The organism is Sphingoaurantiacus capsulatus, from assembly GCF_042648405.1.
GTDB classification, from domain to species: domain Bacteria; phylum Pseudomonadota; class Alphaproteobacteria; order Sphingomonadales; family Sphingomonadaceae; genus Sphingoaurantiacus; species Sphingoaurantiacus capsulatus.
The window spans coordinates 1-24,605 of the sequence record NZ_JBHRXV010000002.1 but is presented as its reverse complement, the minus strand read 5'-3'; the positions used below and the strand labels follow the sequence as shown (position 1 = coordinate 24,605).

The window sequence follows — 24,605 nt, the reverse complement described above, 5'->3', positions numbered from 1 at the left end:
TCACAACAAGCCCACTGAGGGAATCCAAATTCGATTCAGAGGAAAATCATCCCGCTCTAGCCGAGCACCGCAACGCTGCGCAGGATCAGGCGGATCAGTTCCGCCTGCCGCCCGACGCCGGTCTTGCTGAAGATGATCTTGGAGTAGGTGCGCGCCGTATTCTCGGTGAGCCCGAGCCGCTCGGCGGATTCCGCAATGGTCAGCCCGGCGGCGAGAAGCGTCGCCAACTGTGCCTCCGACGGGGTCAGGTCGAACAGCTGCATCACCAGTCGCTCGACCGGCCGCGCGTCGCTCGCCCCCGACAGATAGACGATCAGCGCCGGCGCGGCGTCGCCGAGGAAGGGGATCGATCGACCCACGGTGCGCACCAGCACACCGAGGTTCTGCTCCTCGGCATCGCGCACCCGCAGCGCATCGACAAAGCTAGCGTCGGACGATTTCGCGCGCGCCGCCAGTGCCGCCTCGATCGCCACCTTCATGCGCGCATCGTCGCCGCGGTTGACGAGGCGAAGCTGCTCCTCGGCGATGCGCAGCACCTGCCCCGCCTTCGCCAGCGCCTGCCCCGCGCCATTGGCGCGCAGCACCCGGCCGCGATCGTCGAGGATGAAGGTGGAGATGGTCAGCCGGTCGAGCGTCTCGGTCAGCGCGTGAAGCTCTGACTCGTGTCGCTGCAGCTTGGCGAACACCGCCAATGACCGCTCGATATGCGGTTTGAGCGCGAGCAAAAGCTCCCGGTCGGCATCGGTGAAATCCGCGTCGCCGTCGTTGATCAGGCCGAGGTTGCCTTCCCAGCCGCCAGGCTCGCTGACATACATGCCGAGCGCATGCTCGATCCCGTAAGGCTTCAGCACGCGGCGGTAGAATTCGCTGGCGTGCAGCACCTCGGGCGTCGTCACCTCGTCGAGTGTGTGGATGTCGCCGGGCTTGTTGAGGGCGTTACGCAACGGATCGAGATGGCCGAGTTCGGCATGCGCGGCGCGGATGCGGCGCGCTTCCTCATCATCGATCGACGGCGGGTCGCCCCAGATGACGAGCGGCGACCGCCCGGCGCGGCTGAGGCGCAGGGTGAAGCCGGCGCTGCGGCAGCCGATGCGCTGCCCGAGCGCCTTCAGGAAGCCATGCCACGGCGTTTCCTCGAGCGGGCCGTTGTAGGCCAGCTCGATCAGCGGGTCCGCAGGCTGAAGCGGCGTGGTCACGGGCATGGCCGAAGCTATGCGGGCTTGATCGGCGGCTGGCAACTCGCCCCTACCGAATGGGTATTGGCGAATGCGACCCCTGCGCGCAGGACGGACGCGCGATCCTGGGGAGGCCTCGTGCAAGACAGACTTACCATCCCGCATCAGATCTTTGCGGCCGGGCGGCGCTTCGCTGACCGCGTCGCCATTCGCGGCGAGGACGGCGCCGAGCTCTATTATCGCGACCTCGAACCCGCGGCGCGGCGCATCGCCGCCGCGATCGTTGCGAGCGGCGTCGAGCCCGGCGACCGCGTGTCGATCTGGGCGCCCAACCGGCCCGAATGGGTGCTGATCGCGCTCGGCCTGCAAGCGGCTGGCGCGGTGCTGGTGCCGCTCAACACACGGCTCAAGGGTCGCGAGGCGGCGCATATCCTTGGCAAGAGCGGCGCGAAGCTGCTGTTCACCGTCGGAAACTATCTGAACACCGACTATCGCCGCCTGCTCGACGGCTTCGACCTGCCGGCGCTGACCGCCATGATCGACATCGACGACGCGGCGGGCTGGTCGGAATTCCTCGCGCGCGGCGATGGGCATGAGGTCGAGATCGACCGCCGGCTGAACGGCCTGACCGAGGACGGCCTCTCCGACATCCTCTTCACCTCGGGCACCACCGGCCTGCCCAAGGGCGCGATGACCGCGCACGGCCAGAACCTGCGCATGTTCCGCACCTATGCGGCGAAGCTGGGCTTGCGCGAAGGCGACGTCTATCTGGTAGTGAACCCGTTCTTCCACAGCTTCGGCTACAAGGCCGGCTGGCTGTCGGCACTGATCAGCGGCGCCACCGTGTTGCCGCATGCGACCTTCGATGCGCCCTCGGTGCTGCAGCGGATCGAGGCGGAGAAGGTCACCGTCCTCCCCGGCCCGCCGACGCTCTACCAGACCCTGCTCGCCGCCCCCTGGCGCGAGCGCGACCTCTCCACCCTGCGCCTCGCCGTCACCGGCGCCGCCTCGGTGCCCGAGACCTTGATCTACGAGATGGGCAACAGCCTGGGGTTCGAGGTGGTGCTGACCGCCTACGGCCTCACCGAGAATTGCGGCGTCGTCACCATGTGCGAGGCGGGCGAGCCGATCGCCATCGTCGCCAACACCGCCGGCCGCGCCATCCCCGGTGTTGAGATCAGCATCGTCGGCGATAACGGCAAAGCGCTCGCCGCCGGTGAACCCGGCGAGCTGCTGGTGCGCGGCGACGGCGTGATGCGCGGCTATTTCGAGGATGCGGAGGCGACCGCCAAAGCCATCGATACCGACGGCTGGCTGCACACCGGCGACATCGCGGTGGCTGACGCCGCGGGCAACATCCGCATCACCGACCGCAGCGACGACGTGTTCATCGTCGGCGGCTTCAACGCCTATCCGGCGGAGATTGAGGGGCTGCTCGCCGCGCATCCGGCGATCAGCCAGTCGGCGGTGATTGGCGTCCCCGATCCCCGCTTGGGCGCCGTCGCCCGCGCCTTCATCGTGCTGCGCCCCGGCCACAGCCTCGACGCCGCCACGCTCACCGCCTGGTGCCGCGAGAACATGGCCAACTACAAGGTGCCGCGGCAGATCGATTTCGTCGACGCGCTGCCGCAGAACGCGTCGGGCAAGGTGCAGAAGTTCATGCTGCGCGCGGGGCAAGCGTGAGCCGTTTTCCGCCCGGCGCCGCGCTGGTGCTGGGTGGCACCGGCGGCGTCGGCCGCGCGGTCGCCGAACGGCTGGCAGCCGAAGGCGTCAACGTCGCTGTCGGCTATCGGTCGAAACCCGCCGAGGCCGAAGCCCTCGCCGCACAGCTCAGCAACGGCGCCATCGCCGTCCACGCCGATGTCACCGATCCGACTTCGCTAAAGGCGGCGCTCGAGGCGCTGCCATCGCTCCACACTTTGGTGTTCGCCGCCGGGCCCACGGTGGTGCAGCGCTACCTGTCGCAGACCGACGACGCGCTGATGCGCCAGGCGTTCGAGATCGAGACCTTCGGCTTCCAGAACGCGGTGCGCGCCGCGCTCCCCCTGCTGCGCAGCAATCGCGGGTCGATCGTTCACATCGGCTCGGCCGGCGGCCTCAGTTGGGCGGTGCGCGACGGGCTGTCGATCGTGCCAAAGGCCGCCAACGAAGCGCTGGTGAAAGGCCTCGCCCGCGAGGAAGGTCGCTTCGGCGTGCGCGCCAATTCGGTGGCGATCGGCGTCGTCGACGGCGGCATGTTTCGCGAGCTGCGCGCGATGGGCGAGCTCGACGACCGCTGGGTGGCGGCGACGCTGGAGCGCCAGTCGCTCAAGCATTTCGGCACGCCCGCCGACGTGGCGGCGGCGGTCGCCTTTCTCGCGTCGGGCGACGCCGCCTATGTCACCGGCCAGACCCTCGCGGTCGCCGGCGGCTACGGCTCCTAGAAACTAGGAAGCCATCTCCGCCAGCGCGCGCCGGTAGGCGGGCATCCCCGCCATGATCAGGCCGACGATGGCCGGCAGCAGCACCGCGCCGGCAATGGCGATCGAGTAGCGCAGCGCGCCCTCGTCGCCGAAGCCGAAGTCGGTGATCGCCGCGATGAAGCTGGCGCCGAGGCCGAGGCCCACCATGTTGACGAACAGCAGCGTGATCGCCGTTACCTGGCCGCGCATCTGGTTGGGCGTCACGTCCTGGATCGCCGCCAGCATCACGCCCTGCGACGCCTGCCCGATCAGCGTGCCGACCGCCATGAAGGCGAGCGCCAGCGTCGCATTGGGCATCAGCGGGCCGATGATCAGCGGCAGCGCCTTCAGCACCGTCGCGATGAGCACGATGCGCATGTTGGCGTCCGACTGACCCTTCGACACCAGCAGGCCGGAAATCCAGCCGCCGGAAAGGGTGCCGATCGTGCCGCACACCAGCATCAACATGCCATAGTAGAGGCCGACCTCGCTGACGGTCATGCCGTAGGTGCGGATGAGGAAGGTCGGGTACCAGAGCGACGAGCCGATCGCGAGCATGCCGATCAACGACACCGATCCGATGAGCATGGTGTAGACCTGCCAGCGCTGGCGGATGAACGCGAAGACGTCGCGCAACGGCACCGCGCCGTCATAGCCCTTGGCCAGCTCGCGGCGCTTCGGCTCGCGGATGGTGGCGACAAGCAGCGCGACGATGACGCCGGGCAGGCCGACCATCACGAACACCATCTGCCACGGCTGCAAGGTGCCGACGATCGGCAGGTCGACGGGCCCGCTGGCGGTGAACTGCGCCAGCAGCATCGCGCCGATGATCAGTGCGAGGCCGCCGCCGATCGGATAGCCGATGGCGTAGAAGCTGATGGCGAGCGCGCGGCGCCGCTTGTCGAAATAGTCGCTGATCAGCGAATAGGCGGTCGGGCTCAATGTCGCCTCGCCGACGCCGACGCCGATGCGCGCGGCGAACAGCATGCCGAAGCTGCGCGCGACGCCGCATGCCATCGTCATCAGCGACCAGAACAGCACGCCGCCGGTGATGAGCCGGCTGCGCTTGTTCGAGCTGTCGACATATCGCCCGACCGGAATCGCCGCGACGCTGTAGAGCAACGCAAAGGCAAAGCCCTGCAGCAGGCTGATCTCGAAATCGCTGATGCCCAGATCCGCCTTGATCGGGATGACCAGCAGCGTGAGCACCCGCGCGTCGATCGCGCTGAAGCAATAGGCGAGGGAGAGAACGGCGACGACATACCAGCGGTAGGCACCCCCTTCCGCCGGCTCCGCTGCCGGCTTGCCACCGGCAGCTTCACTCATCGATGCCATTCACTTTCCTCCCCGAACTCTTTTTTTACCAGGCCGACGGTGGGTTGGCGCGCGCCAGCAGCCCGTCGATCCGCTTGCGGATCATAGTATCGCCGTCTTCGCTTTCGGGAAGTAGCCAGAAACGCCCTGCCTTCACGCCCTCGACCGCGAAGTCGGCGACTTCCTCGGGTTCGGTCAGCTGCAACTTCAATCCGGTAACGCGCACGAGGTCCTGCATCGTCTCATAGGCGACGGGCGCCTCGGGCTCGGTGCCGGCATATTCGGTCGGGCGAACGCGGCGCGACGCCATGATCGAGGTGTTGACGGTGTGCGGCCCCGGGAACAGCACGGCGGCCGACAGCTTGCCGCCTTCGCGCAGGAACTGCTGGTGAAGCACTTCCGAAATGCTGGTCACCGCCGCCTTGGTCGCCGCGTAGATCGGCGTGTTCGGGAGCGAGCGCAGGCCGCCGTTGGTCGACGAGGTGTTGATGACCACGCCTTCGTCGCCGCCCTCGAGCATGCGCGGCACGAACGCCTTGATGCCGTAGACGACGCCGAGCACCATGACGTCGATGCCCCACTTCCAGTCGTTGGCCGGCAGCGTCCAGATCTTGCGCTGCGCCTCGCCGAGGCCGACGCCGGCGTTGTTCCAGAGCAGGTGGACGGCACCGTAGCGGTCGAACACCTGGTCGGCGAGCGCCTGCACCGATTCTTCCTTGGTGACGTCGACCTTCAGGCCGATCGTGCCGCCACCCAGGTCGGCGGCAGCCTCGTCGAGCCGGTCCTGGTTGATGTCAGCGAGGACGACCTTCGCCCCCTCGGCGACGAGGCGCACGCCGAGCGCGCGCCCCACCCCGCTCGCGCCGCCGGTAACGACGGCGACGCGACCCTTCAGATCCTGCATCAGGCCGCCTTTTCGGCCGGCGCCGACAGGTCGAGCCCGGTGTTGGTCGGCTCGTCGTTGCGGCCGACCCAGTGCGGGGCGATCCATTCGCCCGGAACGGTGCGCATCAGGGTGCCGCCGGTCTGCGTGGCGCCCTCGACATACTCGAGGCCGATGATGCGGCGCACCGGCACGTCGACGAGCGGGTCATAGGCCGACTCCCGCAGCGTGATCTTGCCGTCGAAGTCGCGGCGCGTCGTGTAGTTGCGCTTCCAGTCGAGGCGGGTGAGGAACACGTCGCCATCGAACTCGCCCGGCGTCGTGATCGACGGCAGGCCCTTGTAGCAGAACAGATGCTCTTCGAACTGCTTGGGGTTCGAATTGTCGGCGCCGATATTGCCCTCGATCTCGAAGAAGGTGATGCCGTGGCGGGTCACTGTCGCGCGGATATGGTCGCCGTTCTTCTCGAAGGTGGTGGCGGCGATCTTCTTGGGCTCGCCGAAGCGCTCGCGGCCCGAGGTGACGACGCTCTCGCCTTCCATCGACATGTGGAAGCAGTAGGCGCCCTTCTGCCCCTCGAAGGTGCAGTTCACGCCGAGGGTCAGCGCGCCGATTTCGACGGTGCGCTCGGCGCTGTAATGCATCGCGACATGCGCGAACTGGAAGAAGATTTCCGGCTTCTCGACAGCGACCAGCGGCTGCGGCAGCAGCGCGCGCACCACTTCGGCATCGGTCTCGTAGGTGCCGCGGATGCTGCGCACCGTATTCTGGAGCTGGCCGGCGGTGCGGACCCCGCTCGCGCCCTGCACGAAACGCAGTTTGCTCATCATTCTTCTCCCATCCAAGGCAAAGTCGGTCTATCGCACGCCCAAGGGGCGCACGGGGCAGGTCCGATCGTTGGTCGATCGCGTTACTCGGCCGCGAGCTGATGCGGCTCGAGGCCGTTGTCGTAGAATTGTTCGAAGTAGCGGCGGAAGCGCAGGATCGGGCCGTCGCCGTCGCAGAGGAACGGCTTCTCCCGGTGAATCTTGTGGTGCCAGATCGGAATGTCGCCTTCGACGCCGGTCTGGCCGCAGGTGTAGCCGATCGCCGCGATCGCCGCCTGATGCTCGTAGGAGCCTTCGGGCACGTCGGGGAAGGTGAAGCAGAAGCGAAGCTCGACGTCGTCGGCCTCGACGGGCGTCGCCAGCACCATCAGCGACAGCTCGACCACACCGGTCAGGCGCGTCGTCTTCTGCCCCGCGCCGTTCTGCACGGTGACGACGCTCGACGGGATCGTCTTCTTCTCGCCGGTCGGCAGCGTCACTTCGCGGGTGCCATAGGCCTCGCTCTGGCGCATGTGGCCGTCATAGTTCGTCTTGCCTTCGGGCACGCTCGCCATCCCGTGCACATATTCGAAATGCGCGACGTCGACGCCGTTCTCCGCGATCTCCTGCGGGTTGCTGGCGAAGCGCCACTCGCGGCGCACCTGCGGCGCCCAGCCGGCCGCGCCCTCGAACTCCGGATAATGGAGGATGTCGTGCGTCGGCGCGATGCGCTGCGGGTGGTACCAGCACCAGACGACGCCGTTGGCCTCCTTCACCGGATAGGCGTCGGCGAGCGGCTCGCGCTTGGCGCGCGGCGGGAAGGCCTTGGCGTAGGGGATCTTGCTGCAGAAGCCGTCGGGCTTGAACTGCCAGGCGTGGAACGGGCAGCGGATCGAATCCCCCTCGACCTTGCCGCCATGTCCCAGATGCGCGCCGAGGTGCGGACAATAGGCGTCGAGCACACCCACTTCGCCCGACTCGTTGCGGAAGATCACCAGCTCCTTGCCGAAATAGCGGAGCGGCTTCACCTCGCCGATGGCGATCTCGTCGCTGTAGCTGACGAAGAACCAACCGAACGGAATCCCCATGGGGAAACGCTTAGTCATCTGTCCCACTCCCCTGGCCGTCTGGCGCGACCTCAGGCGGCGCACGGCGCCTTCACCTTGATCGAACTCTAACCGGGCGGCGGGAGAGTACAAACGGGTTGAGTAGGGACGCAGTGTGCGCCCCTGTGCACAATCAGCTCCCCGGCGGCGCCAGCTGGTCCAAGGTCCACGGCCGCAGCTTGTTGTGGCTGAAGCTGCCGGCGAGATAATCGATGAAGGCGCGGGTGGCGGCGGGCAGCGGCCCCGGCGCGAAGCAGGCCCAGACCTCCTTGTCGTAGAAGGGCCATTCGGCCTCCATCGCGACCAGCTTGCCGTCGGCGAGCTCCTTGCGCACGATCGAGGTGGGGAGCTGCGCGAGGCCGAGGCCGCGGCGCGCCGCCCAGCGCAGCGAGACGCCGCTGTTCGACCGCCAGTTGCCGCCGACCTTCACCTTGGCGACGCGCTTTTCGGCATCGTTGAAATAGAAGCTGCCCGAATGGTCGGTCAGGCAGTTGAAGCGCTCGAATTCCTGCGCCGAGGCCGGCCAGCCGTTCGCTTCGATGTAGCTCGGCGCCGCGCACAGGCAGTAGGAAAGGTAGCCGAACAGCCGCGCCTTCATCGAGCTGTCGCTCAACTGGCCGTAGCGGATGACGACGTCGAACGTCTCCTGCACCACCTCCGCCTCGCGGAGATAGGCGACGATCTCGATGACGATCTCAGGATGTTTGGCGCTGAACTCGGCGACCAGCGACGACATGAAGTCTGACCCGAAGGTGTCGCTGAGGCCGATGCGCAAGCGCCCGACCGGGCGCGACTGGAACTGGCCGACCTGCCGCTCCGCCTCGACGAGCATTTCCTGCATGGCGCGGCAGCGTTCGTGGAACAGCTCGCCCGGCGCGGTCAGCGACAGGCGACGGGTGGTGCGGGTGAGCAGTTGGGCGCCGACGCGGGCTTCGAGGTCGTTGATCATTTTCGAGACGAACGACTTCGACACGCCGAGCGATTCCGCCGCGGCAGTGAAGCTGCCGTGCTCGACGACGGCCAGGAACTCGGCGACACCTCGCCACGCAGACATGCCCGGCGCTCCTCGCGACGACGCAACCTGACGCTGGTTATCCACGGGGACGGCCCTTCAGAGCAACAGGAAAGGCCGCCGCCGGGGCGACCCGGCGGCGGCAGTCGGGGAAAAGCGGCGTTCGGAGGGAAGTCCTAGGCGGCTTTCTGCGTGAAATCGGCTTTCACCGGCCCGATCTTCGAGGCGAGCTTCCACAGCGCCGCCTCGTCGAGGTCGTAGGCGCCGAGCGCATTGCCTGCGAGCATCTTCTGGATGTCGGCTTCGGGCAGGCCGCCGAGGCTGATCGTCATCTTCTCGTGCGTCGCCGGCCAGGTGCCTTCGGGGTGCGGATAGTCGGTGCCCCACATGATCCGGTCGATGCCGATCTTGTAGTAGGATTCGGTCGTCTCCTCGTCGGGCAGCGCCGAGCAGCCGACCCACATGTTGCGGCGGAAATACTCGCTCGGCTTCATCGTCATGTTGGTGTTGTAGTCGCCGAGCTTGCCCGAGGTGTGCTTGGCCGAGGCGCGGATATCCATCAGCTCCAGCATCCACGGGAACCAGAACTCGCCGCCGGCCTCGGTGAACAGCACCTTCAGCTTCGGATAATATTCGAAGACGCCGCCGAAGATCATCGACCACATCGGGCGGGTCAGCCAGAAGGCGAACTCGCAGAGATAGGTGCCGATCCAGCCTTCCTGGCTGACATCATAGGCGGGCGAGGCGCCCGAGTGGAAATGCACCGGGAGACCGAGGTCCTCGCACAGCGCCCACATCGGGTGGTATTTCTTGTGGTTGTAGAGCGCGTAGCCCTCCGGCGTCATCGCCGGTAGGAAGATGCCCTTGAGCCCATTCTGGTGCGCCCAGCGGATCTCCTTCAGATTCTCTTCCATGTCGTAGAGCGCCGGGATCACGGCGAGGCCGATGCGGCGCACCGGGTCTTCGCTGCAGAATTCGGCGAGCCAGCGATTGTGCGCGCGGGCGCCCGCCCACTGCAGCTCGGGCGTCTGGGTGACGCGAAGGCCGATGTCGGCGCCGAACGGCGGCGCGTTGCGCTCGGTGATGCCGTCCGGGAACAGCACCTCGGCGGCGACGCCGTCGGCATCGAGCACGCGGTTGCGGATGCGCGGGTCCCACGCGCCTTCCAGGCNCGGTTGCGGATGCGCGGGTCCCACGCGCCTTCCAGGCCGTCGCCGACGCGGGCGCGCCACTTGGTGTTGAAGTCGTCGATCAGGAAGAGCTTCTCATGCTCCTCGCGCGCCTTGATCTCGAGGGCGATGCGCTCGTCGAACAGCGCATGATGCTTCTTCTCGAGATAGTCGCGGTAGCGCTCCGGCGGCAGCCCGACATGTCCGTCCGACGAAATGACCAGATACCGATCCACACCCAAGCTCCTTATGTTCTGATTGTGCGCGCACATGGCCGTGCGGCAGTCCGTGTCTCAAAAATACATCCCGGGCGACGCCGCGAACAAGGCGACTGCCGTGCAATCACTTGTCGTTCACAGGAAACGATCGGGCGGCCAACGGCCCGCTGCGAAAAGCGTAGATGAGGAGGCCGAGGGAGAGCACGGCGACCGCCCAGAACGGCCCCGACGGCGCATAGGCATAGAGCGCGACGGCGAGCACCGGCGGCACCGCGATCGACGCGCCGGCGATCGATGAGATCGCCCCGCCGACCGCCCCCTGCTTCGCCGCCGACGCCGCCAGCGACGCCCCCGCCGCCGATCCCGGCCGGGCAAGGCCGTAGCCGAAGCTCGCCAATGCGAAGGCGATCAGCAGCGAAGTGTAGCCATGGCCCGCCGCGATCATCACATTGCCCGCGGCGACCGCCAGCGCGCCCCAGCGCAGCATCGCGCGCGGCTGCATCTTCACCAGCGTGACGACGCCCCATTGCGCGATTAGCCCGGCGGCGGCGCCCACCGCCATCACCAGCCCGATCGAGCTTTGCGCCTCCACCGGCGAGCGGCCGAGCCGGTCGATGACGAGGAAGCCGAGCGTGTAGATGTTGATCGCCTGTGCCGAGGCGATGAGGAAGGCGTAAGTCAGGTGCGGGCGGATTTCGGGGTCGTTCCACACGTCGCGCAGCCGCATCGTGGTCGGCGCGCCGCCGAGCTTATCGCCGACCGGCGGATCGCGCGGGATGAGCAGCCAGGCGGCAACGACGGTCAGCACGCCGAGCCCGGCGAACACGAACATCGGCCCCGCCAGCGCGAACGGCGCGAAGATCAGGAAGGGGGAGAGCGCGGGCCCGACAATCGAGCCGAGATTGACCGCGCCGGCGTTGACGGTGAGCAACCGCACGCGCTCACGGCCCTCGCTATGGTCGGCGATATAGGCCTGCGTCGGCCCGGCGCTCGCCGAGCCGAACACGCCATAGCTCGACCGGATCAGGAAGAAGGCGGTGAAGATCGCCATCGGCGGCGCCCAATGGTGCAGCCCGGCGTGAACGATGAGGCCGCAGAGCAGCATCGACATGCCGAAGCCCGCCATGCCGAGCAGGATGAACGGCTTCCTGCCGTGCCGGTCGGAAAGCTTCGCCCAATAGGGTGAGGAGAAAGCCCAGAGCAGCGCCGACAGCGAGAAGATCGTCGCGACGAGGAAGTCGGGAATGCCGATCTCGCGGCCGACCGCCGGCATGACTGAGATCAGCGCGTTGTTGCCGATCACCGCCATCAGCGAGACAAGAAAAAGGGCGGCGAACGATGCCCTCGACAAATGCGGAGTCATCGTTGCCGCCCCTTAAACGCTACCCGGAAACCCGGTTTAGAACTTGAGCTTCACCTCGCCGCCGAAGCTGCGCGGCTCGGCCCACTGGCGGACGGCCACGATGCTGAGGTTGATCGAGCTGACCCAATATTCCTCGTCGGTCAGGTTCTTGCCCCAGAGCGCGAACTCCAGTTCTTCCTTGTCGCCGATCATGATGCTCTTCAGCGCGATGCGGCCGTCGAGCACGCCATACGCCTTGCGCTTCGGCAGCGGGTCGGCGGTGATCGTCGACCATTGCGAACCGCGCCACGAATAGTTGAGGCTCGTCTCGAGGTCGGCGAAGCCGAGCGGCGCGGTGTGCGTGGCGCCGATCAGGTAGTTGTTCTTCGGCGCGAACGGGATCTTGTAGGTGCTCGCCACGTCGACGCCGGTCGGGAGCACGAACTCCTTGTAGCGGGCGTCGAGGTAGCCGTAGCCGAAGTTCAGCACGAGGTTGTCGACCGGACGGAGCTGCCCCTCGATCTCGAAGCCGGTGAACAGCGCCTTGCCGGCGTTGATGATGTTGGTGGTGATCTGCGCGGGCACGAACACGCCCGCCTGGAAGTCCTTGTAGATCGAGTGATAGACCGCCGCGGTGAAGCTCAGCTTGCGGTCGAACAGCGACGCCTTGGTGCCGAGTTCGAACGACAGCAGCTTTTCCGGGTCGTAGGGCGCGAAGAAGGCGGCGTTGGTCGCGGCGGTGTCGTTGTAGCCGCCGCTCTTGAAGCCGGTCGCCACGCGGCCGTAGATGTTGATGTCCGGATCGATCGCATAGGTGATGCTGAGATCCGGGGTGAACTCCTTCCAGCTCTTCTCCGCCTGCACCGGGATCAGGTCGTCCGCACCCAGGCCGCCGACGACGCCGGGACGGGCCTGTGCCGCCGGCAGGCCACTGCGCGTGACCGGCGCGCCGGTCGCGGTGCGGACGAACACGCCCGAGCCCGCCGCCGCCGGATTGGCGGCATAGGCCGCGTTGGCGACCAGCAGTTCGCGCGTGTCCTTGTGATCCTTGGTCCAGCGCAGGCCGACCGCGACATCGAGCTTGTTGTCGAGTGCCGACGGCGACCAGGTCAGCTGACCGTAGCCCGCGATCGAATAGGATTCGGCGCCACGCTCCGACAGGTCGAAGAAGTTGCGGCCCAACTGGACGTTCCAGCGCGGATTATACACCGAATATTCGTCGTTCATGTAGAAGCCGCCGAGGGTGTAGTTGAAGTCGCCGGCCTCGCCGATGACCTGCACCTCCTGCGTGAACTGCCGATACTCGTTGTCGAGGATGATGCGCAGGATGTCGCTCGGCGTGCCGTCGAAATCCGACGCGCTGTGCGTCGACATGCTGCGCCACGCGCTGATCGACTTCAGCGTCAGGCTGTCGCTGACGTCCCACGCCGCGTTGATCGCATGGCCCTCGACATGGAAGTCGGAGTCGAGCGCGCTCTGGGCCGAAATGCCCTTCGGGCGGCCGGTGACGATATTCGGGTTGATCAGCGCAGCGAGCGCCGGGACGGCGTTCGGGTTGGCGCTGATCGCCAGGATCGATGGCGTGCCCTTGCTGTCGGTGATGTCATAGGCATAGCCGACCGAGAAGTCGCCGCGCTCCCACAGGATGTCGCCGCGGCCCGCCCAGCGGTCCTCGCTGCCGAAGCGGTTGTCGAGCGCGAAGTTCTTGTAATAGCCGTCATACTGACGCGCCGAGACGGCAATCTTCGTCTTCAACGAGCCGAAGCCGCTGTCGCTGTCGCCGATCGCCGGCAGGTTCAATGACACGCGCTGCGTGCCGAGGCCGAAGCTGCCGAAGCCCGCCGACGCCTCGCCGCCGAACTCGCCGGTCGGCTTGCGCGTGACGAGGTTGACCGCGCCGCCGATAGTGTTCTTGCCGTAGAGCGTGCCCTGCGGGCCGCGCAGCACTTCGACGCGCTCCAGATCGACGAGGTCGAAGGCGGCGCCGGTCGACTTGGCCACCGGCACGCCGTCGACATAGATGCCGACTGGCTGGTCGCGGGCGAGGCTGGTGTCGGCCGAGGGCGCGATGCCGCGGATGGTGATCAGCGGGCCGAAATTGTTGCCGACCGTCTGGTTGACCTGGATGTTCGGCACATAGTTGCCGATGTTGCCGACATTCGAGATGCCGGCGCGCTCGATGGTCTCGTTACCGAGCGCAGAGACCGACAGCGGCACGTCCTGCAGCTTCTGTTCGCGGCGCTGCGCGGTGACGACGATCTCGTTCGCGTCAACCATGTCGTCTGCGGCGGCAGTCTCAGTGGCGGCGGTGTTCTGCGCAAAGGCCGGCGCGGCGAAGATCGCCGAGCTCGCGAGCAGGACGGAAAGATAGCGCGTTGCAAATGGCGTCATAGGCCTCCCCCAAGTTTCGCGCGGGAGGGCTGTCCCCTCTCCGCAATTTGGCGCCTCGCTCTCGCAAAGGCACGCGGTTTCGATGGTCAATGCTTATCGTGCTGACGGTGCGCGATAAGGTGCGGATGATGGTCACACTGTTTCCGTACAACGTGCAGTCGGCGACCCATCAGCCCTCCCCCGGAAACAACGGGCAGCCGTTCCCAGCCGCGCCAGCAACGCGACCTGAGGAAACCGGTAACCCGTTGATTTCAGGCGATGTAATAACGGCTGATCGTGTCGACCACGCAGGCCGGCTTTGCCTCTCCTTCGATCTCGATGGTTACCCGGACGACCGACTGCACCGCGGTCTCGCGGACGGTGTCGGCCGATGTCAGCTCACCTGTTGCACGGATGCGACTACCGACGCGCACCGGGCTCAGGAAACGGAGGCCATCGGCGCCGATATTGACGCCCATGGTGGCGCCCTGAACCTCGATGAGGTCGGGCAGAAAATGATTGACGAGGCTCATCGTCAGATAGCCGTGCGCGATGGTGCCGCCGAAGGGGCCATCCTTGGCGCGCGCCGGGTCGATATGGATCCATTGGTGATCGCCGGTCGCCTCGGCGAACAGGTCGACGCGGGTCTGTTCGACCGGCAGCCAGTCGGTCGGCCCGAAACGCGTGCCCACCGCGTCGAGCAGTGCCGCCGGCGTCTCGAAGACCCGTGCGCTCATGCCTGCTGGCTCGACACGGCGACCACTTCGCCGACCATGTAGGAGGCGAGGTCGGAGCCAAGGAAGATCATGACGTTCGCCACTTCCCACGGCTCGGCGAACCGCCCGAACGCCTCGCGCGCGGTCAGCTCCTCGAGCAGCCCCGGCGGCGTCACCTTGTTGAGGCTGGCATGCATGGCGAGGCTGGGGCTGACGGCGTTGATGCGCACGCCATGTTCGGCGGCTTCCATCGCCGAGCAGCGGGTGAAGGCCATCACGCCCGCCTTCGCCGCGGCGTAATGCGCCTGCAGTTTCTGCGCGCGCCAGCCGAGCACCGAGGCGTTGTTGACGATGGCGCCCGCCCCCCGCGCATACATGTGAGGCAGGATCGCGCGCGTCATGCGGAACACGCTGGTCAGCGACACGTCGAGCACGCGGCTCCACTGCTCGTCGGTCATCTCGGTGACCGACGCAGCGCCGCCGAGGCCGGCGTTGTTGAACAGGATGTCGACATGCCCCATCGCGTCGATCGCCGAGGCGACCAGCGCCTGCACCTGCGCCTCGTCGGTCACGTCGCAGACCTGTGTGTGCGGTCGCGCATGCCCCGCAGCCGCGATGGCGTCGGCGGTCTCGCCGAGGCGGCGCTCGTGGGTATCGGAGATGAACAGGGTCGCGCCTTCGTCGGCGGCGCGACGCGCCGCGGCGCCGCCGATACCGCTGCCGGCCGCCGCGGTGATCAGCAGCGTCTTGCCGCGAAGGAGCCCGGTGGCGGGCGGACAGATGGGGGCGGGGCGGGTCATGGCTTCCCTCAGGCGTTGCTGGTGCCGCGCGGTTCGCGGGGCAGGCCGAGACCGCGCTCGGCGATGATGTTGCGCTGGATTTCGTTGCTGCCGCCGTAGATCGTGTCGGCGCGCGAGTAGAGGAACAGGTTGGCGAGCATCGCCGCCTCGCTGCCGGCCTCGGCGACCTCGCCGGATTGCCCGAGCACATCCATCGCCAGTTCGCCGAGCGCCTGCCGCCAGCTCGCCCACTGGATCTTGTAGGTGAGCGCGGCGGCGGAATCGGGCGTGCTCAGCATGCGCAGCGCGCCATAGCGCATCAGCTGCAGGCCGATCTCGGCGCGCGCCAGCCGCTGGCGGATCAGCGCGTCGCGGTCGCGGCCATTTTCGTTGGCGGCGCGGACGATGGCGGTCAGCTCGTTGCGGAACCCCATCTGCTGCGCCAAGGTCGACACGCCGCGCTCGAAGCCGAGCAGCGCCATCGCCACCCGCCAGCCGTCGCCCGCCGCGCCCAGCATGTTGTCGGCGGCAGTGGTTGCGCCGTCGAAGAACACCTCGTTGAACTCGGCGTCGCCGGTGATCTGGTGGATCGGGCGGATGGTGATGCCCGGCTGGTCGACCGGCAGCATCAGGAACGACAGCCCTTTCGGCCCGCGCGACCCCGGCTCGCTGCGCGCCACGACGAAAATCCAGTCAGCGAACTGCGCGAGGCTGGTCCAGATCTTTTGCCCGTCGACGCGCCATTCGCTCCCGTCGAGCGCGGCCTTGGTCCGCACATTGGCAAGGTCCGACCCCGCCCCCGGCTCCGAATAACCCTGGCACCAGATTTCGGTGCCGGCGGCAATGGCGGGCAGGAAGCGCACCTTCTGTTCGTCGCTGCCGAAGGCCAGGATGGTCGGGCCGATCAGCTCGACGCCCATGTGGTTCAACCGCGGTGGGCCGCCGGCGCGGGCATATTCCTCGGCGAAGATCACCTGCTCGGCGAGCGTCGCGTCGCGGCCGCCGAACATCTTCGGCCAGCCGATGCAGCTCCAGCCCGCCGTGCCCAGCCGTTGCTCCCATTCGCGCCGCCGCTCGGGCGCGTCGGTCAGGCTGGTGAGACCTTTCAGATCGGCGAACGGCCCCGCCAGCTCGCCTTCGAGCCACGCGCTCGCCTCGGCGCGGAACGCCTCTTCGGCGGCGGTGAAGCCGAGCCGCATCAGGCGGCCCTCGGCAGCATCAGCGCTGCCACCGCTTCGCGATGCTGGTCGGGCGTGCCGAGCAGGGTTCGGTTGGCCTGCGCGCGCTTGAAGAACAGGTGCGCGTCATGCTCCCAGGTGAAGCCGATGCCACCGTGCAGCTGGATCGCCGCCGCCGCGCAATCGAAATAGGCGTCGCAGGCAAAGGCCTTCGCAGAATGCACCGCCAGCGCCACGTCGGGCGAGCCCTCGTCGATCGCGCAGGCCGCCCAATAGACCGCCGAGCGCGCCTGCTCGATCGCCACCATCATGTCGGCGAGCCGGTGCTTCACCGCCTGAAAGCTGCCGATCGGCCGGCCGAACTGCACCCGGTCCTGCGCGAAGGCGACGGTACGGTCGAGCAGCGCCTGCGCGCCGCCCAGCGAGTCCGCCGCCAGCGCCACCGCGCCGCGCGACCGGGCCGCACGGAGCGCCGGCACCGGGTCGAGCGGCTCGATTGCCGCGCTGCCGAGACGCACCCGTGCCAGCGGCCGGGTCGCATCCATCGTCGGCAGCGCCTCGACGGCGACATCCGCCGCGTCAACGATGACGACACCGCCGCCGATCGCCACCACGAACAGGTCGGCGACCGCGCCATGCGGGGCGAGCCCCTCGCCGCTCGCGCCCATCTCGACGAAGCTGGCGATGCGCGTGCCGCTGGCAATCGCCGGCAGATAGGTCTCGCGCTGCGTCTCGCTGCCGCCCGCCGCGATTGCCGACCCGGCGAGCAGGCTGCTGGCGAGGAAGGGCAGCGCCGCGACAAGCGCGCCCGCCGCCTCGGCGACGATCGCCGCCTCGACCATGCCGAGCCCCGAGCCGCCATAGGCCTCAGGCAACGCCACCCCGGCCAAGCCCATTTCTCCCGCGAACGCCGTCCACAGCGCCCGGTCGATCCCTCCACCCGCCATCGCCGCACGCGTGCGCTCGCTCGTCGCCGCGCCGGCGAAGAAGCCGCGCGCGGTCTCGGCGATCATCGCCTGCTCGTCGGTGAAGGCGAAATGCATCAGCTGCCCCAGACCGGCCGCGGCGGTCGGCGGTCGGCGATCAGCTTGCCGATCACCGCACCGAGTTCGCCCGGCCGCCAGCGCTTGCCCTGTTCGGCCGTCGCGCCGAGATCCCAGCCGTCCTCGATCGTGATGCGCCCGCCTTCCAGCTCGAAGATGCACCCCGTCACATCGGCCGATTCCGCCGAGCCCAGCCACACCACCGTCGGCGCGATATTGTCGGGGTCCTGTATGTCGAAGCCGACCTCGACCTTCGCCATCTTGTCCGCGAACGCCCCCTCGGTCATCCGAGTCCGCGCCGCCGGAGCAAGCGCATTGGCGGTGATGCCGTAGCGGCGAAGCTCGGCCGCCTGCACCAGGGTCAGCGCGGCGATGCCGCCCTTCGCCGTCGAATAGGCGGCCTGCGCGATCGAGCCCTGAAGGCCGGCGCCGCTGGTGGTGTTGATAATGCGCGCGTCGACCGGCTTCCCTGCCTTCTGCTGGCCGCGCCAATAGTCGACCGCGTGGCGCGACACGCAGAAATGGCCGCGCAGGTGGACGCGCATCGTCGCATCCCATTCGTCGACGGTCGCCGACACGAACATGCGGTCGCGGACGATGCCGGCATTGTTCACCACGACATGCAGGTCGCCAAACGCCTCGATCGTCGCCGCGACCAGCCGTCCGGCGGCGTCCCAGTCGGTGATGTCTTCATAGTTGGCGACGGCGTTGCCGCCCGCCGCCTTGATCTCGGCAACGACACCGTCCGCCGCCGACGTATCGCGACCCTCGCCCGCCAAGCTGGTGCCGATGTCGTTGACGACGACGTTGGCGCCCTCCGCCGCGAAGGCCAGCGCATAGGAACGCCCCAGTCCGCGCGCGGCGCCGGTGATGATGACGGTACGGCCGTCGCAGATGCCCATGCGCGTTACAGCCTCTCGATGATGGTGACGTTTGCGAGGCCGCCGCCTTCGCACATGGTCTGCAGGCCATAGCGGCCGCCGGTGCGCTCCAGCTCGTGCAGCAGGGTTGTCATCAGCTTGGCGCCGGTCGCACCCAGCGGATGGCCGAGCGCGATGGCGCCGCCGTTGACGTTGACCTTCGACAGATCGGCGCCCAGCTCCTTCGCCCAGGCGAGCGCGACGCTGGCGAACGCTTCGTTGATCTCGACGAGGTCGATGTCGGAGAGCTTGAGCCCGGTCCTTTCGAGCGCATGGCGCGTCGCCGGGATCGGCGCGGTCAGCATCATGATGGGGCTGTCGCCGCGCACCGTCAGGTGATGGATGCGCGCGCGCGGCTTCAGGCCGTGGTCCTTCACCGCCGCGTCGCTGGCGATCAGCACCGCGGCGGCACCGTCGGCGATCTGGCTTGAAACACCGGCGGTGATCCGCCCGCCCTCGCGCACCGGCGGCAGGGTCGCCATCCGCTCCAAGTTCGAGCCGCGCCGAACCGTCTCGTCCTTGGCGAAATCGCCGATCGCCACGATCTCGCGGTCGAAGCGCCCGCTGTCGATGGCAGCTTCGGCGCGCTCGTTACTCTCCAGCGCGAACCGCTCCATGTCCTCGCGGCTGATGTCCCACCGCTCGGCGATCTTCTCCGCCGCGTAGATCTGGTTGACCTCCTCGGCGCCGTAGCGGACATTCCACGCCGGCGACGTGCTGAACGGCGTCTCGAAACCGTAAGCCTGCCCGGCGTACATCGCGCCCGAGATCGGGATGGCGTTCATATTCTGCACGCCGCCCGCCAGCACCAGATCCTGCGTGCCGCTCATCACCCCCTGCGCGGCGAAGTGGATCGCCTGCTGCGAAGATCCGCACTGGCGGTCGATGGTGACGCCCGGCACGCTTTCGGGAAGCCCGGCGGCGAGCCAGCAGCTCCGCCCGATGTTGCCAGCCTGCGGCCCGATCGCGTCGACGCAACCCCAGACGACGTCATCGACTGCCGCCGGGTCGAAGCCACCGCGCGCGACGATCGCCGAGATGACATGCGCGCCGAGGTCGGCGGGGTGCATGCCGGCGAGACTCCCCTTCTTCTTGCCGGTGGGGGTGCGGATGGCATCGACGATATAGGCGGTGCTCACGGATTTCCTCATGCGAAGGTGGCGTCGGCGCCGATCGGCAGGCCGCCGCCGAGGGTGGCGTCGTCGACGCGGTTGAGATGGAAGGCGCGCGATCCCCAGGCGCCGGCGAGCGCCCAGCTGCGCTTCATCCAGAAGTGGAGATCGACCTCATAGGTGTAGCCCATCGCGCCATGCACCTGGATCGCGGTCTCGGCGGCGAGCATCGCCGCGTCGGTCGCCGCGACCTTGGCGTGGCTGACGTGGACGGGGGCGGAAGGCAGCCCGTCGTCGAGCGCCTGCGCGGCGCGCCACAGCACGGCTTTCGTAAACTCGGTCGCGACCATGACGCTGGCAAGCATATGCTTGATCGCCTGGAAGCCGCCGATCGGCTGGCCGAACTGCTCGCGGGTCTTGGCATAGTCGGTCGCCAGCTCGATCATGCGCTCGGCCGCGCCGAGCAGTTGCGCCGCGCTGATCAGCGCCGCCATGTCGAACAGCGCGTCCGCCGATCCGTCGACCGGCACGCCGCTCGCTGCCACCGGCTGTGCGAGCAACCGCAGCGGATCGACGCCGTCGATGACCTCGCTGCGCGGCGCCGGGCCGAGCAGCAGCTTGCCGCCCTGCGCCTGCAGCAGATGCGTCGCCCCGGCGAGCCCCGCGACCCATGGATTGGCGGGATGCTGCAGCGCCAGCCGCGCCTCGCCGCTCGCCAGCGCGCCGACCAGCTTGTGGCCCGCGAGCAGCGGCGCCGCGATCAGCGCGGCTTCGACAAAGCTTTCGGAAATATTGGCGCGGCCCAATTCGACCGCGACCAGCGCGGCGTCGAGGCGAGTCAGGCCGAGGCCACCCTCCGCCTCGGGCACCAGCAGGCCGGGCAGGCCCATCTCGACCAGCGAGGCACCGACATCCGCCTGCCCCGCATCGAGCGCGCGCAGAGTCTCGGCGCCATGCGCCTTGGCGAGGAAGTCGCGGACACTTTCGACCAGCGCGATCTGGTCGTCGGAGAGGCGGAAATCCATCAGCCCGCTCCCTGCCGCGGCAGGCCGAGCAGGCGCTCCGCCACGATGTTGCGCTGGATCTCGTTCGAGCCGGCGTAGATCGGCCCGGCGAGCGAGAAGATGTAGCCGTCGAGCCAGGCGTTCGCCTCGCCGTCGCCCAGATGCCGCAGCTCCGCCGCCGCGCCGAGCAGCGCCATCGCGGTGCGATGCATCGACCGGTCGAGCTCCGACCAGAAAATCTTGTTGAGGCTGGCCTCGGCGCCGATGTGGCCGCCCGCCATGATCTTCGAGGCGACGGCATAAGTGCTGTAGGCATAAGCCTGCGTCGCCATCCACGCCTGCGTCACCTGTTCGCGCGCCGCCGGCGACGCATCCGCCTGATGCGCGCGGTACAGTTCGACCAGCCGCTTTGCCGTCGCCTGGAAGCGCGCCGGGGAGCGCAGCATCAGCCCGCGCTCGAACCCCGCCGTCGCCATCGCGACGTTCCAGCCCTCGCCTTCCGCCGCGATGCGATTCTCGACCGGCACGCGCACCTCGTCGAAGAACAGTTCGGCGAAGCCCGGGTCGCCATGCACCTGCCGGATCGGCCGGCGTGTCACGCCGGGCGAATTCAGGTCGAACAGGATGAAGCTCAGCCCCTTGTGCCGCTTCGATTCCGGGTCGGTGCGGAATAGGCCGAAGCCCCAATCGGCGAAGGTGGCGCGGCTCGACCAGGTCTTCTGGCCGCTGATGACATAGTGATCGCCGTCGCGCACCGCGCGGGTGCGGATCGCCGCCATGTCCGATCCGGCGCCGGGCTCCGACCAGGCCTGCGCCCACATCACCTCGCCCTTCGCCATCGGGGTCAGGAAGCGCGCCTTCTGCTCCGCCGTGCCATATTCCATGATCGTCGGGCCGAGCAGGAAGATGCCGTTCTGGTTGGCGCGAAGCGGCGCGCCGGCGGCCCAATATTCCTCCTCGAAGATCAGCCACTGGATCAGGTCGAGGCCGCGGCCGCCATATTCGGTCGGCCAGGTGACCATGCCGTAGTTGCCCGACGCGAGGGTGCGCTCCCAGCCGACATGCTGGTGGAAGCCATCCTCGCGCTCCAGCGTCACCAGCGGCTTCGCCGGCACATGCGCGCGCATCCACGCCCGCACCTCGGCGCGGAAGGCATCCTGCTCGGGCGTGTACGTCAGCTGCATCAGTACTTCGCCGTCTTACCCGTCTCGACGAAGGCGTCGCGCGCGGCCTGACTGTCCTCGTGCATGTACATTTCGAGCGTGAAGCCCTGCTCCCAGCGGTAGCCGCGATCGACGTCGCGCGGTTCGAGCCCGTTCAAGGCCTCCTTGGCGATGACCAGCGCCTTGCGGCTCTTCGACGCCACCACCGCGCAGAAGGCGCGCGCCTCTTCGAGCAGCTTGTCGCGCGTCGTCAGCGTCTCGACCGCGCCGAGGCGATAGGCCTCCGCCGCCGGGATCTTGCCGCCGGTGAAGAACGCCGCACGCACCTTGTGCAGCGGCAGCATGCGCGACAAATGGCTCGCCCCGCCCATCGCGCCGCGATCGACCTCGGGCAGCGAGAAATAGGCGTCGTCGCTGGCGATGATCGTGTCCGACGCGCCGCAGATGCCGATGCCGCCGCCGACGACGAAGCCGTGCACCGCCACCACCACCGGCACCTCGCAATCGCGGATCGCCTTGAAGGTGAGGTAGTTGCCGCGGTTGAGGAGGGTGATGCGCTCGGGGTGCGCCTGCATCTCCTTGATGTCGACGCCACCGCAGAAGCCGCGGCCTTCGGCGCGGATCAGGACGCAGCGCACCTCCTCGTTCTTCCCCGCCGCGGTGATCAGCGCGGGCAGGCTGTTCCAGCCCGCGCTGTCGAGCGCGTTGACCGGTGGGTGGTCGATGACGATCTCGGCGACGCGGCCGTTGATCTCGGTGCGGATCGGCATGTCAGGCAGCCTCGGCATTGGCGAGCGGCGCGAGGGCGGCAAGCCGGCCTTGCGCCTCCGCGACGATCGACTGGATGAGGTCGGCGCAGCTCGGTAGGTCGGCGAGGCGCCCTGCCACCTGCCCCGTCGCCATCAGCCCTTCGTCGGGCTTGCCGTCGACGACGGCGCGCTGGATCAGCGACGGCACGGTGGCGGCGGTCATCGCCTGCGCGAGGCTGAGCCCGCCATGGCTGGTCATGCCGCGCGCCATCGTCATCAACTCACTGAGGCTGGCGCCGGTCTGCGCCTTCATGCGCAGCGCGGCGCGACCGGCGCGCAGCCATTGCGCGAGGCCGCCGCTCATCTCGATGCGGCGCAGCATTTTGTTGACGATCATCCGCTGCGGCAGGCCGTCGACCTTGTCGGTCACCTCGATATCGTCGGTGCTGGCGCCGGTGTATCGCGCCTTGGTCGCGTCCGGCACCGGGCTTTCCTGCGTCATCAGGAAACGCGTGCCCATCGCGATGCCGACCGCGCCATAGGCCAGCGCCGCCGCGAGGCCGCGGCCGTCCGCAAAACCACCAGCGGCCACCACCGGCACCTTCACCGCGTCGAGCACCTGCGGCAGCAATATCGTCGTCGGCACCGATCCGGTATGGCCGCCGCCCTCGCCGCCCTGCACGGTGACCATGTCGACGCCGAGCTCGACCATCTTCTTCGCATGCTTCACCGCGCCGACGGTCGGCACGCACAGGATGCCCGCGTCCTTGAAGCGGCCGATCATCTTGGCGTCGGGACCGCGCCCGAAACTAACCGCGCGCACCTGCTCGCGGTTAGCGAGGATGATCTCGACGATGTCGCCTGCGCCCGGCTGGAACATGTGGAAATTGACGCCGAACGGTTTGCGGGTGCGCCGGCGCATCTCGCCGATCGCGGCATTCAGCTCGGACGGCTTCATCACCGCCCCAGCCAGGAAGCCGAACGCGCCCGCCTCCGAGGTCGCCACCACCAGGTCGGGCGTCGCGATCCAGCCCATCGCCGTCTGGATCACCGGCACGCTGCAGCCGAGCCGATCGCAAAGCGCGGTGCGCAGCGCCATCAGGCGTCCTTCGCCAGCGCGAGAAAGCTCGGCCGCTCGCCGCCGCCGTGCACCGCCACCTGTGCGCCACTGACGTAAGCCGCCGCCGGCGAGGCCAAGAAGCGCACGACGTTCGCCACGTCCTCGCCGCTCGCCATCCGCTTCAGCGGCAGCATCTCGCCAATGCGCGCCACGCCGTCCGCGCCGCCATAATGATCTTCCGCCGCATCGGTCGCGACGAGGCCGACGACCAGCGCGTTGACGCGGACCTTCGGCCCCCACTCCATCGCCAGCGACTGGGTAAGGTTGAGCAGCCCCGCCTTCGCCGCGCCATAAGCCGCGGTGCCCGGCGACGGGCGCGTGCCCGACACGCTGGCGATGTTGATGATCGAGCCGCCGCCCGCCTGCGCCTGCATCACCACATTGGCCGCGCGCGACGTGTGGATCGGCGCGGTCAGGTTGAGCGCGATGATCGCTTCCGAAAAGCGCGGCGACGCCTGATCGGCCGCTACTTCGGGCGAGCCGCCGGCGTTGTTCACCAGCACATCGAGGCGGCCATGCTGCGCAGCAATCCGCGCGATCATCGCCTCGACCTCATCGGCCTTGCGCACATCGCACGCTTCGAAATGGATGTTCGGATCGCCGATCTCGACCGGATTGCGGCCGCACACCACCACCGTGAATCCATCGGCAGCAAGGCCCGACGCGATGGCCCGGCCGATTCCCCGGCCGCCCCCCGTCACCAATGCTACCGCCTTGTCGGCCACGCTCGCTCCCCCAACGCATTTCGCGCTTGTTGGAGTGATGATGTCGAACCGGGCGGCCACCCGTCGCCTGCCAAATGGTAGTTCCGGTTCAGCCCCCGCGCGGACCAAGTTCGCGACCAACGAAAAAGCATCCTGGGGGAGCCGTGCTCGACAAGCTTGTGGATATTGACGCGGCGGTTGCAGGCCTGTCGTCGGGGACGACGCTGGGCATCGGCGGCTGGGCGACGCGGCGCAAACCGATGGCGCTGGTGCGTGCGATT

22 protein-coding genes are annotated in these 24,605 nt (G+C 68.1%); 2 read left to right on the top strand and 20 right to left on the bottom strand.

The window, feature by feature from the left end; all coding sequences use genetic code 11:
- Positions 1-56: 56 nt before the first annotated feature.
- Complete coding sequence (locus ACFOMD_RS03270; protein WP_380856789.1) at positions 57-1,202, bottom strand: helix-turn-helix transcriptional regulator; 1,146 nt, start codon at positions 1,200-1,202, stop codon at positions 57-59.
- 111 nt (positions 1,203-1,313) lie between these two features.
- Between ACFOMD_RS03270 and ACFOMD_RS03265 the strand changes: the two genes are divergently transcribed.
- A complete protein-coding gene (locus tag ACFOMD_RS03265; RefSeq protein ID WP_380856786.1) occupies positions 1,314-2,858 on the top strand; it encodes a FadD3 family acyl-CoA ligase in 1,545 nt (514 codons plus the stop codon).
- A complete protein-coding gene (locus ACFOMD_RS03260) occupies positions 2,855-3,598 on the top strand; it encodes an SDR family NAD(P)-dependent oxidoreductase (RefSeq protein WP_380856783.1) in 744 nt (247 codons plus the stop codon). Before ACFOMD_RS03265 ends, ACFOMD_RS03260 begins: the two co-directional genes overlap by 4 nt.
- A 3-nt stretch (positions 3,599-3,601) precedes the next feature.
- Here the strand turns inward: ACFOMD_RS03260 and ACFOMD_RS03255 are convergent, their stop codons facing one another.
- The 19 genes from ACFOMD_RS03255 to ACFOMD_RS03165 form a co-directional block, all read right to left on the bottom strand.
- Entirely contained in the window at positions 3,602-4,951 is a 1,350-nt protein-coding gene (locus tag ACFOMD_RS03255; protein ID WP_380856780.1) for an MFS transporter, read from the bottom strand.
- A 25-nt stretch (positions 4,952-4,976) separates the two neighbouring features.
- A complete protein-coding gene (locus ACFOMD_RS03250; protein WP_380856777.1) occupies positions 4,977-5,834 on the bottom strand; it encodes an SDR family NAD(P)-dependent oxidoreductase in 858 nt (285 codons plus the stop codon).
- A complete protein-coding gene (locus ACFOMD_RS03245) occupies positions 5,834-6,640 on the bottom strand; it encodes an acetoacetate decarboxylase family protein (RefSeq protein WP_380856774.1) in 807 nt (268 codons plus the stop codon). Before ACFOMD_RS03245 ends, ACFOMD_RS03250 begins: the two co-directional genes overlap by 1 nt.
- 83 nt (positions 6,641-6,723) lie before the next feature.
- The gene (locus ACFOMD_RS03240) at positions 6,724-7,725 is read right to left on the bottom strand and encodes a Rieske 2Fe-2S domain-containing protein (protein ID WP_380856771.1); all 1,002 of its coding nucleotides are present in this window, start codon (positions 7,723-7,725) and stop codon (positions 6,724-6,726) included.
- 133 nt (positions 7,726-7,858) lie between these two features.
- The gene (locus ACFOMD_RS03235; RefSeq protein WP_380856768.1) at positions 7,859-8,779 is read right to left on the bottom strand and encodes a LysR family transcriptional regulator; all 921 of its coding nucleotides are present in this window, start codon (positions 8,777-8,779) and stop codon (positions 7,859-7,861) included.
- Positions 8,780-8,913: 134 nt separating this feature from the next.
- Complete coding sequence (locus ACFOMD_RS03230; protein WP_380856765.1) at positions 8,914-9,870, bottom strand: amidohydrolase family protein; 957 nt, start codon at positions 9,868-9,870, stop codon at positions 8,914-8,916.
- 378 nt (positions 9,871-10,248) lie between these two features.
- A complete protein-coding gene (locus ACFOMD_RS03225) occupies positions 10,249-11,487 on the bottom strand; it encodes an MFS transporter (protein WP_380856762.1) in 1,239 nt (412 codons plus the stop codon).
- A 36-nt stretch (positions 11,488-11,523) separates the two neighbouring features.
- Positions 11,524-13,857, bottom strand: a complete 2,334-nt coding sequence (locus ACFOMD_RS03220; RefSeq protein ID WP_380856759.1) for a TonB-dependent receptor — start codon at positions 13,855-13,857, stop codon at positions 11,524-11,526.
- 251 nt (positions 13,858-14,108) lie between these two features.
- A complete protein-coding gene (locus ACFOMD_RS03215; protein WP_380856756.1) occupies positions 14,109-14,573 on the bottom strand; it encodes a MaoC family dehydratase in 465 nt (154 codons plus the stop codon).
- Complete coding sequence (locus ACFOMD_RS03210) at positions 14,570-15,352, bottom strand: SDR family oxidoreductase (RefSeq protein WP_380856753.1); 783 nt, start codon at positions 15,350-15,352, stop codon at positions 14,570-14,572. The genes ACFOMD_RS03215 and ACFOMD_RS03210 overlap by 4 nt, the downstream gene beginning before the upstream one ends.
- A gap of 8 nt (positions 15,353-15,360) precedes the next feature.
- Positions 15,361-16,530, bottom strand: coding sequence for an acyl-CoA dehydrogenase family protein (locus ACFOMD_RS03205; protein ID WP_380856750.1), 1,170 nt, complete (start codon positions 16,528-16,530; stop codon positions 15,361-15,363).
- Positions 16,530-17,552 carry an acyl-CoA dehydrogenase family protein gene (locus ACFOMD_RS03200; RefSeq protein ID WP_380856747.1) on the bottom strand — a complete coding sequence of 341 codons (1,023 nt, stop codon included), beginning with the start codon at positions 17,550-17,552 and terminating at the stop codon, positions 16,530-16,532. The genes ACFOMD_RS03205 and ACFOMD_RS03200 overlap by 1 nt, the downstream gene beginning before the upstream one ends.
- Positions 17,552-18,454 carry an SDR family oxidoreductase gene (locus ACFOMD_RS03195; protein WP_380856744.1) on the bottom strand — a complete coding sequence of 301 codons (903 nt, stop codon included), beginning with the start codon at positions 18,452-18,454 and terminating at the stop codon, positions 17,552-17,554. The genes ACFOMD_RS03200 and ACFOMD_RS03195 overlap by 1 nt, the downstream gene beginning before the upstream one ends.
- A gap of 5 nt (positions 18,455-18,459) precedes the next feature.
- Positions 18,460-19,611, bottom strand: a complete 1,152-nt coding sequence (locus ACFOMD_RS03190; RefSeq protein ID WP_380856741.1) for an acetyl-CoA C-acetyltransferase — start codon at positions 19,609-19,611, stop codon at positions 18,460-18,462.
- A gap of 8 nt (positions 19,612-19,619) precedes the next feature.
- Entirely contained in the window at positions 19,620-20,609 is a 990-nt protein-coding gene (locus tag ACFOMD_RS03185; protein WP_380856738.1) for an acyl-CoA dehydrogenase family protein, read from the bottom strand.
- Positions 20,609-21,772, bottom strand: a complete 1,164-nt coding sequence (locus tag ACFOMD_RS03180; protein ID WP_380856735.1) for an acyl-CoA dehydrogenase family protein — start codon at positions 21,770-21,772, stop codon at positions 20,609-20,611. Before ACFOMD_RS03180 ends, ACFOMD_RS03185 begins: the two co-directional genes overlap by 1 nt.
- The gene (locus ACFOMD_RS03175) at positions 21,772-22,521 is read right to left on the bottom strand and encodes an enoyl-CoA hydratase family protein (protein ID WP_380856732.1); all 750 of its coding nucleotides are present in this window, start codon (positions 22,519-22,521) and stop codon (positions 21,772-21,774) included. The genes ACFOMD_RS03180 and ACFOMD_RS03175 overlap by 1 nt, the downstream gene beginning before the upstream one ends.
- Before the next feature lies 1 nt (position 22,522).
- The gene (locus tag ACFOMD_RS03170; protein WP_380856729.1) at positions 22,523-23,599 is read right to left on the bottom strand and encodes an NAD(P)H-dependent flavin oxidoreductase; all 1,077 of its coding nucleotides are present in this window, start codon (positions 23,597-23,599) and stop codon (positions 22,523-22,525) included.
- The gene (locus ACFOMD_RS03165) at positions 23,599-24,345 is read right to left on the bottom strand and encodes an SDR family oxidoreductase (RefSeq protein WP_380856726.1); all 747 of its coding nucleotides are present in this window, start codon (positions 24,343-24,345) and stop codon (positions 23,599-23,601) included. The genes ACFOMD_RS03170 and ACFOMD_RS03165 overlap by 1 nt, the downstream gene beginning before the upstream one ends.
- Between the last annotated feature and the right edge of the window lie 260 nt (positions 24,346-24,605).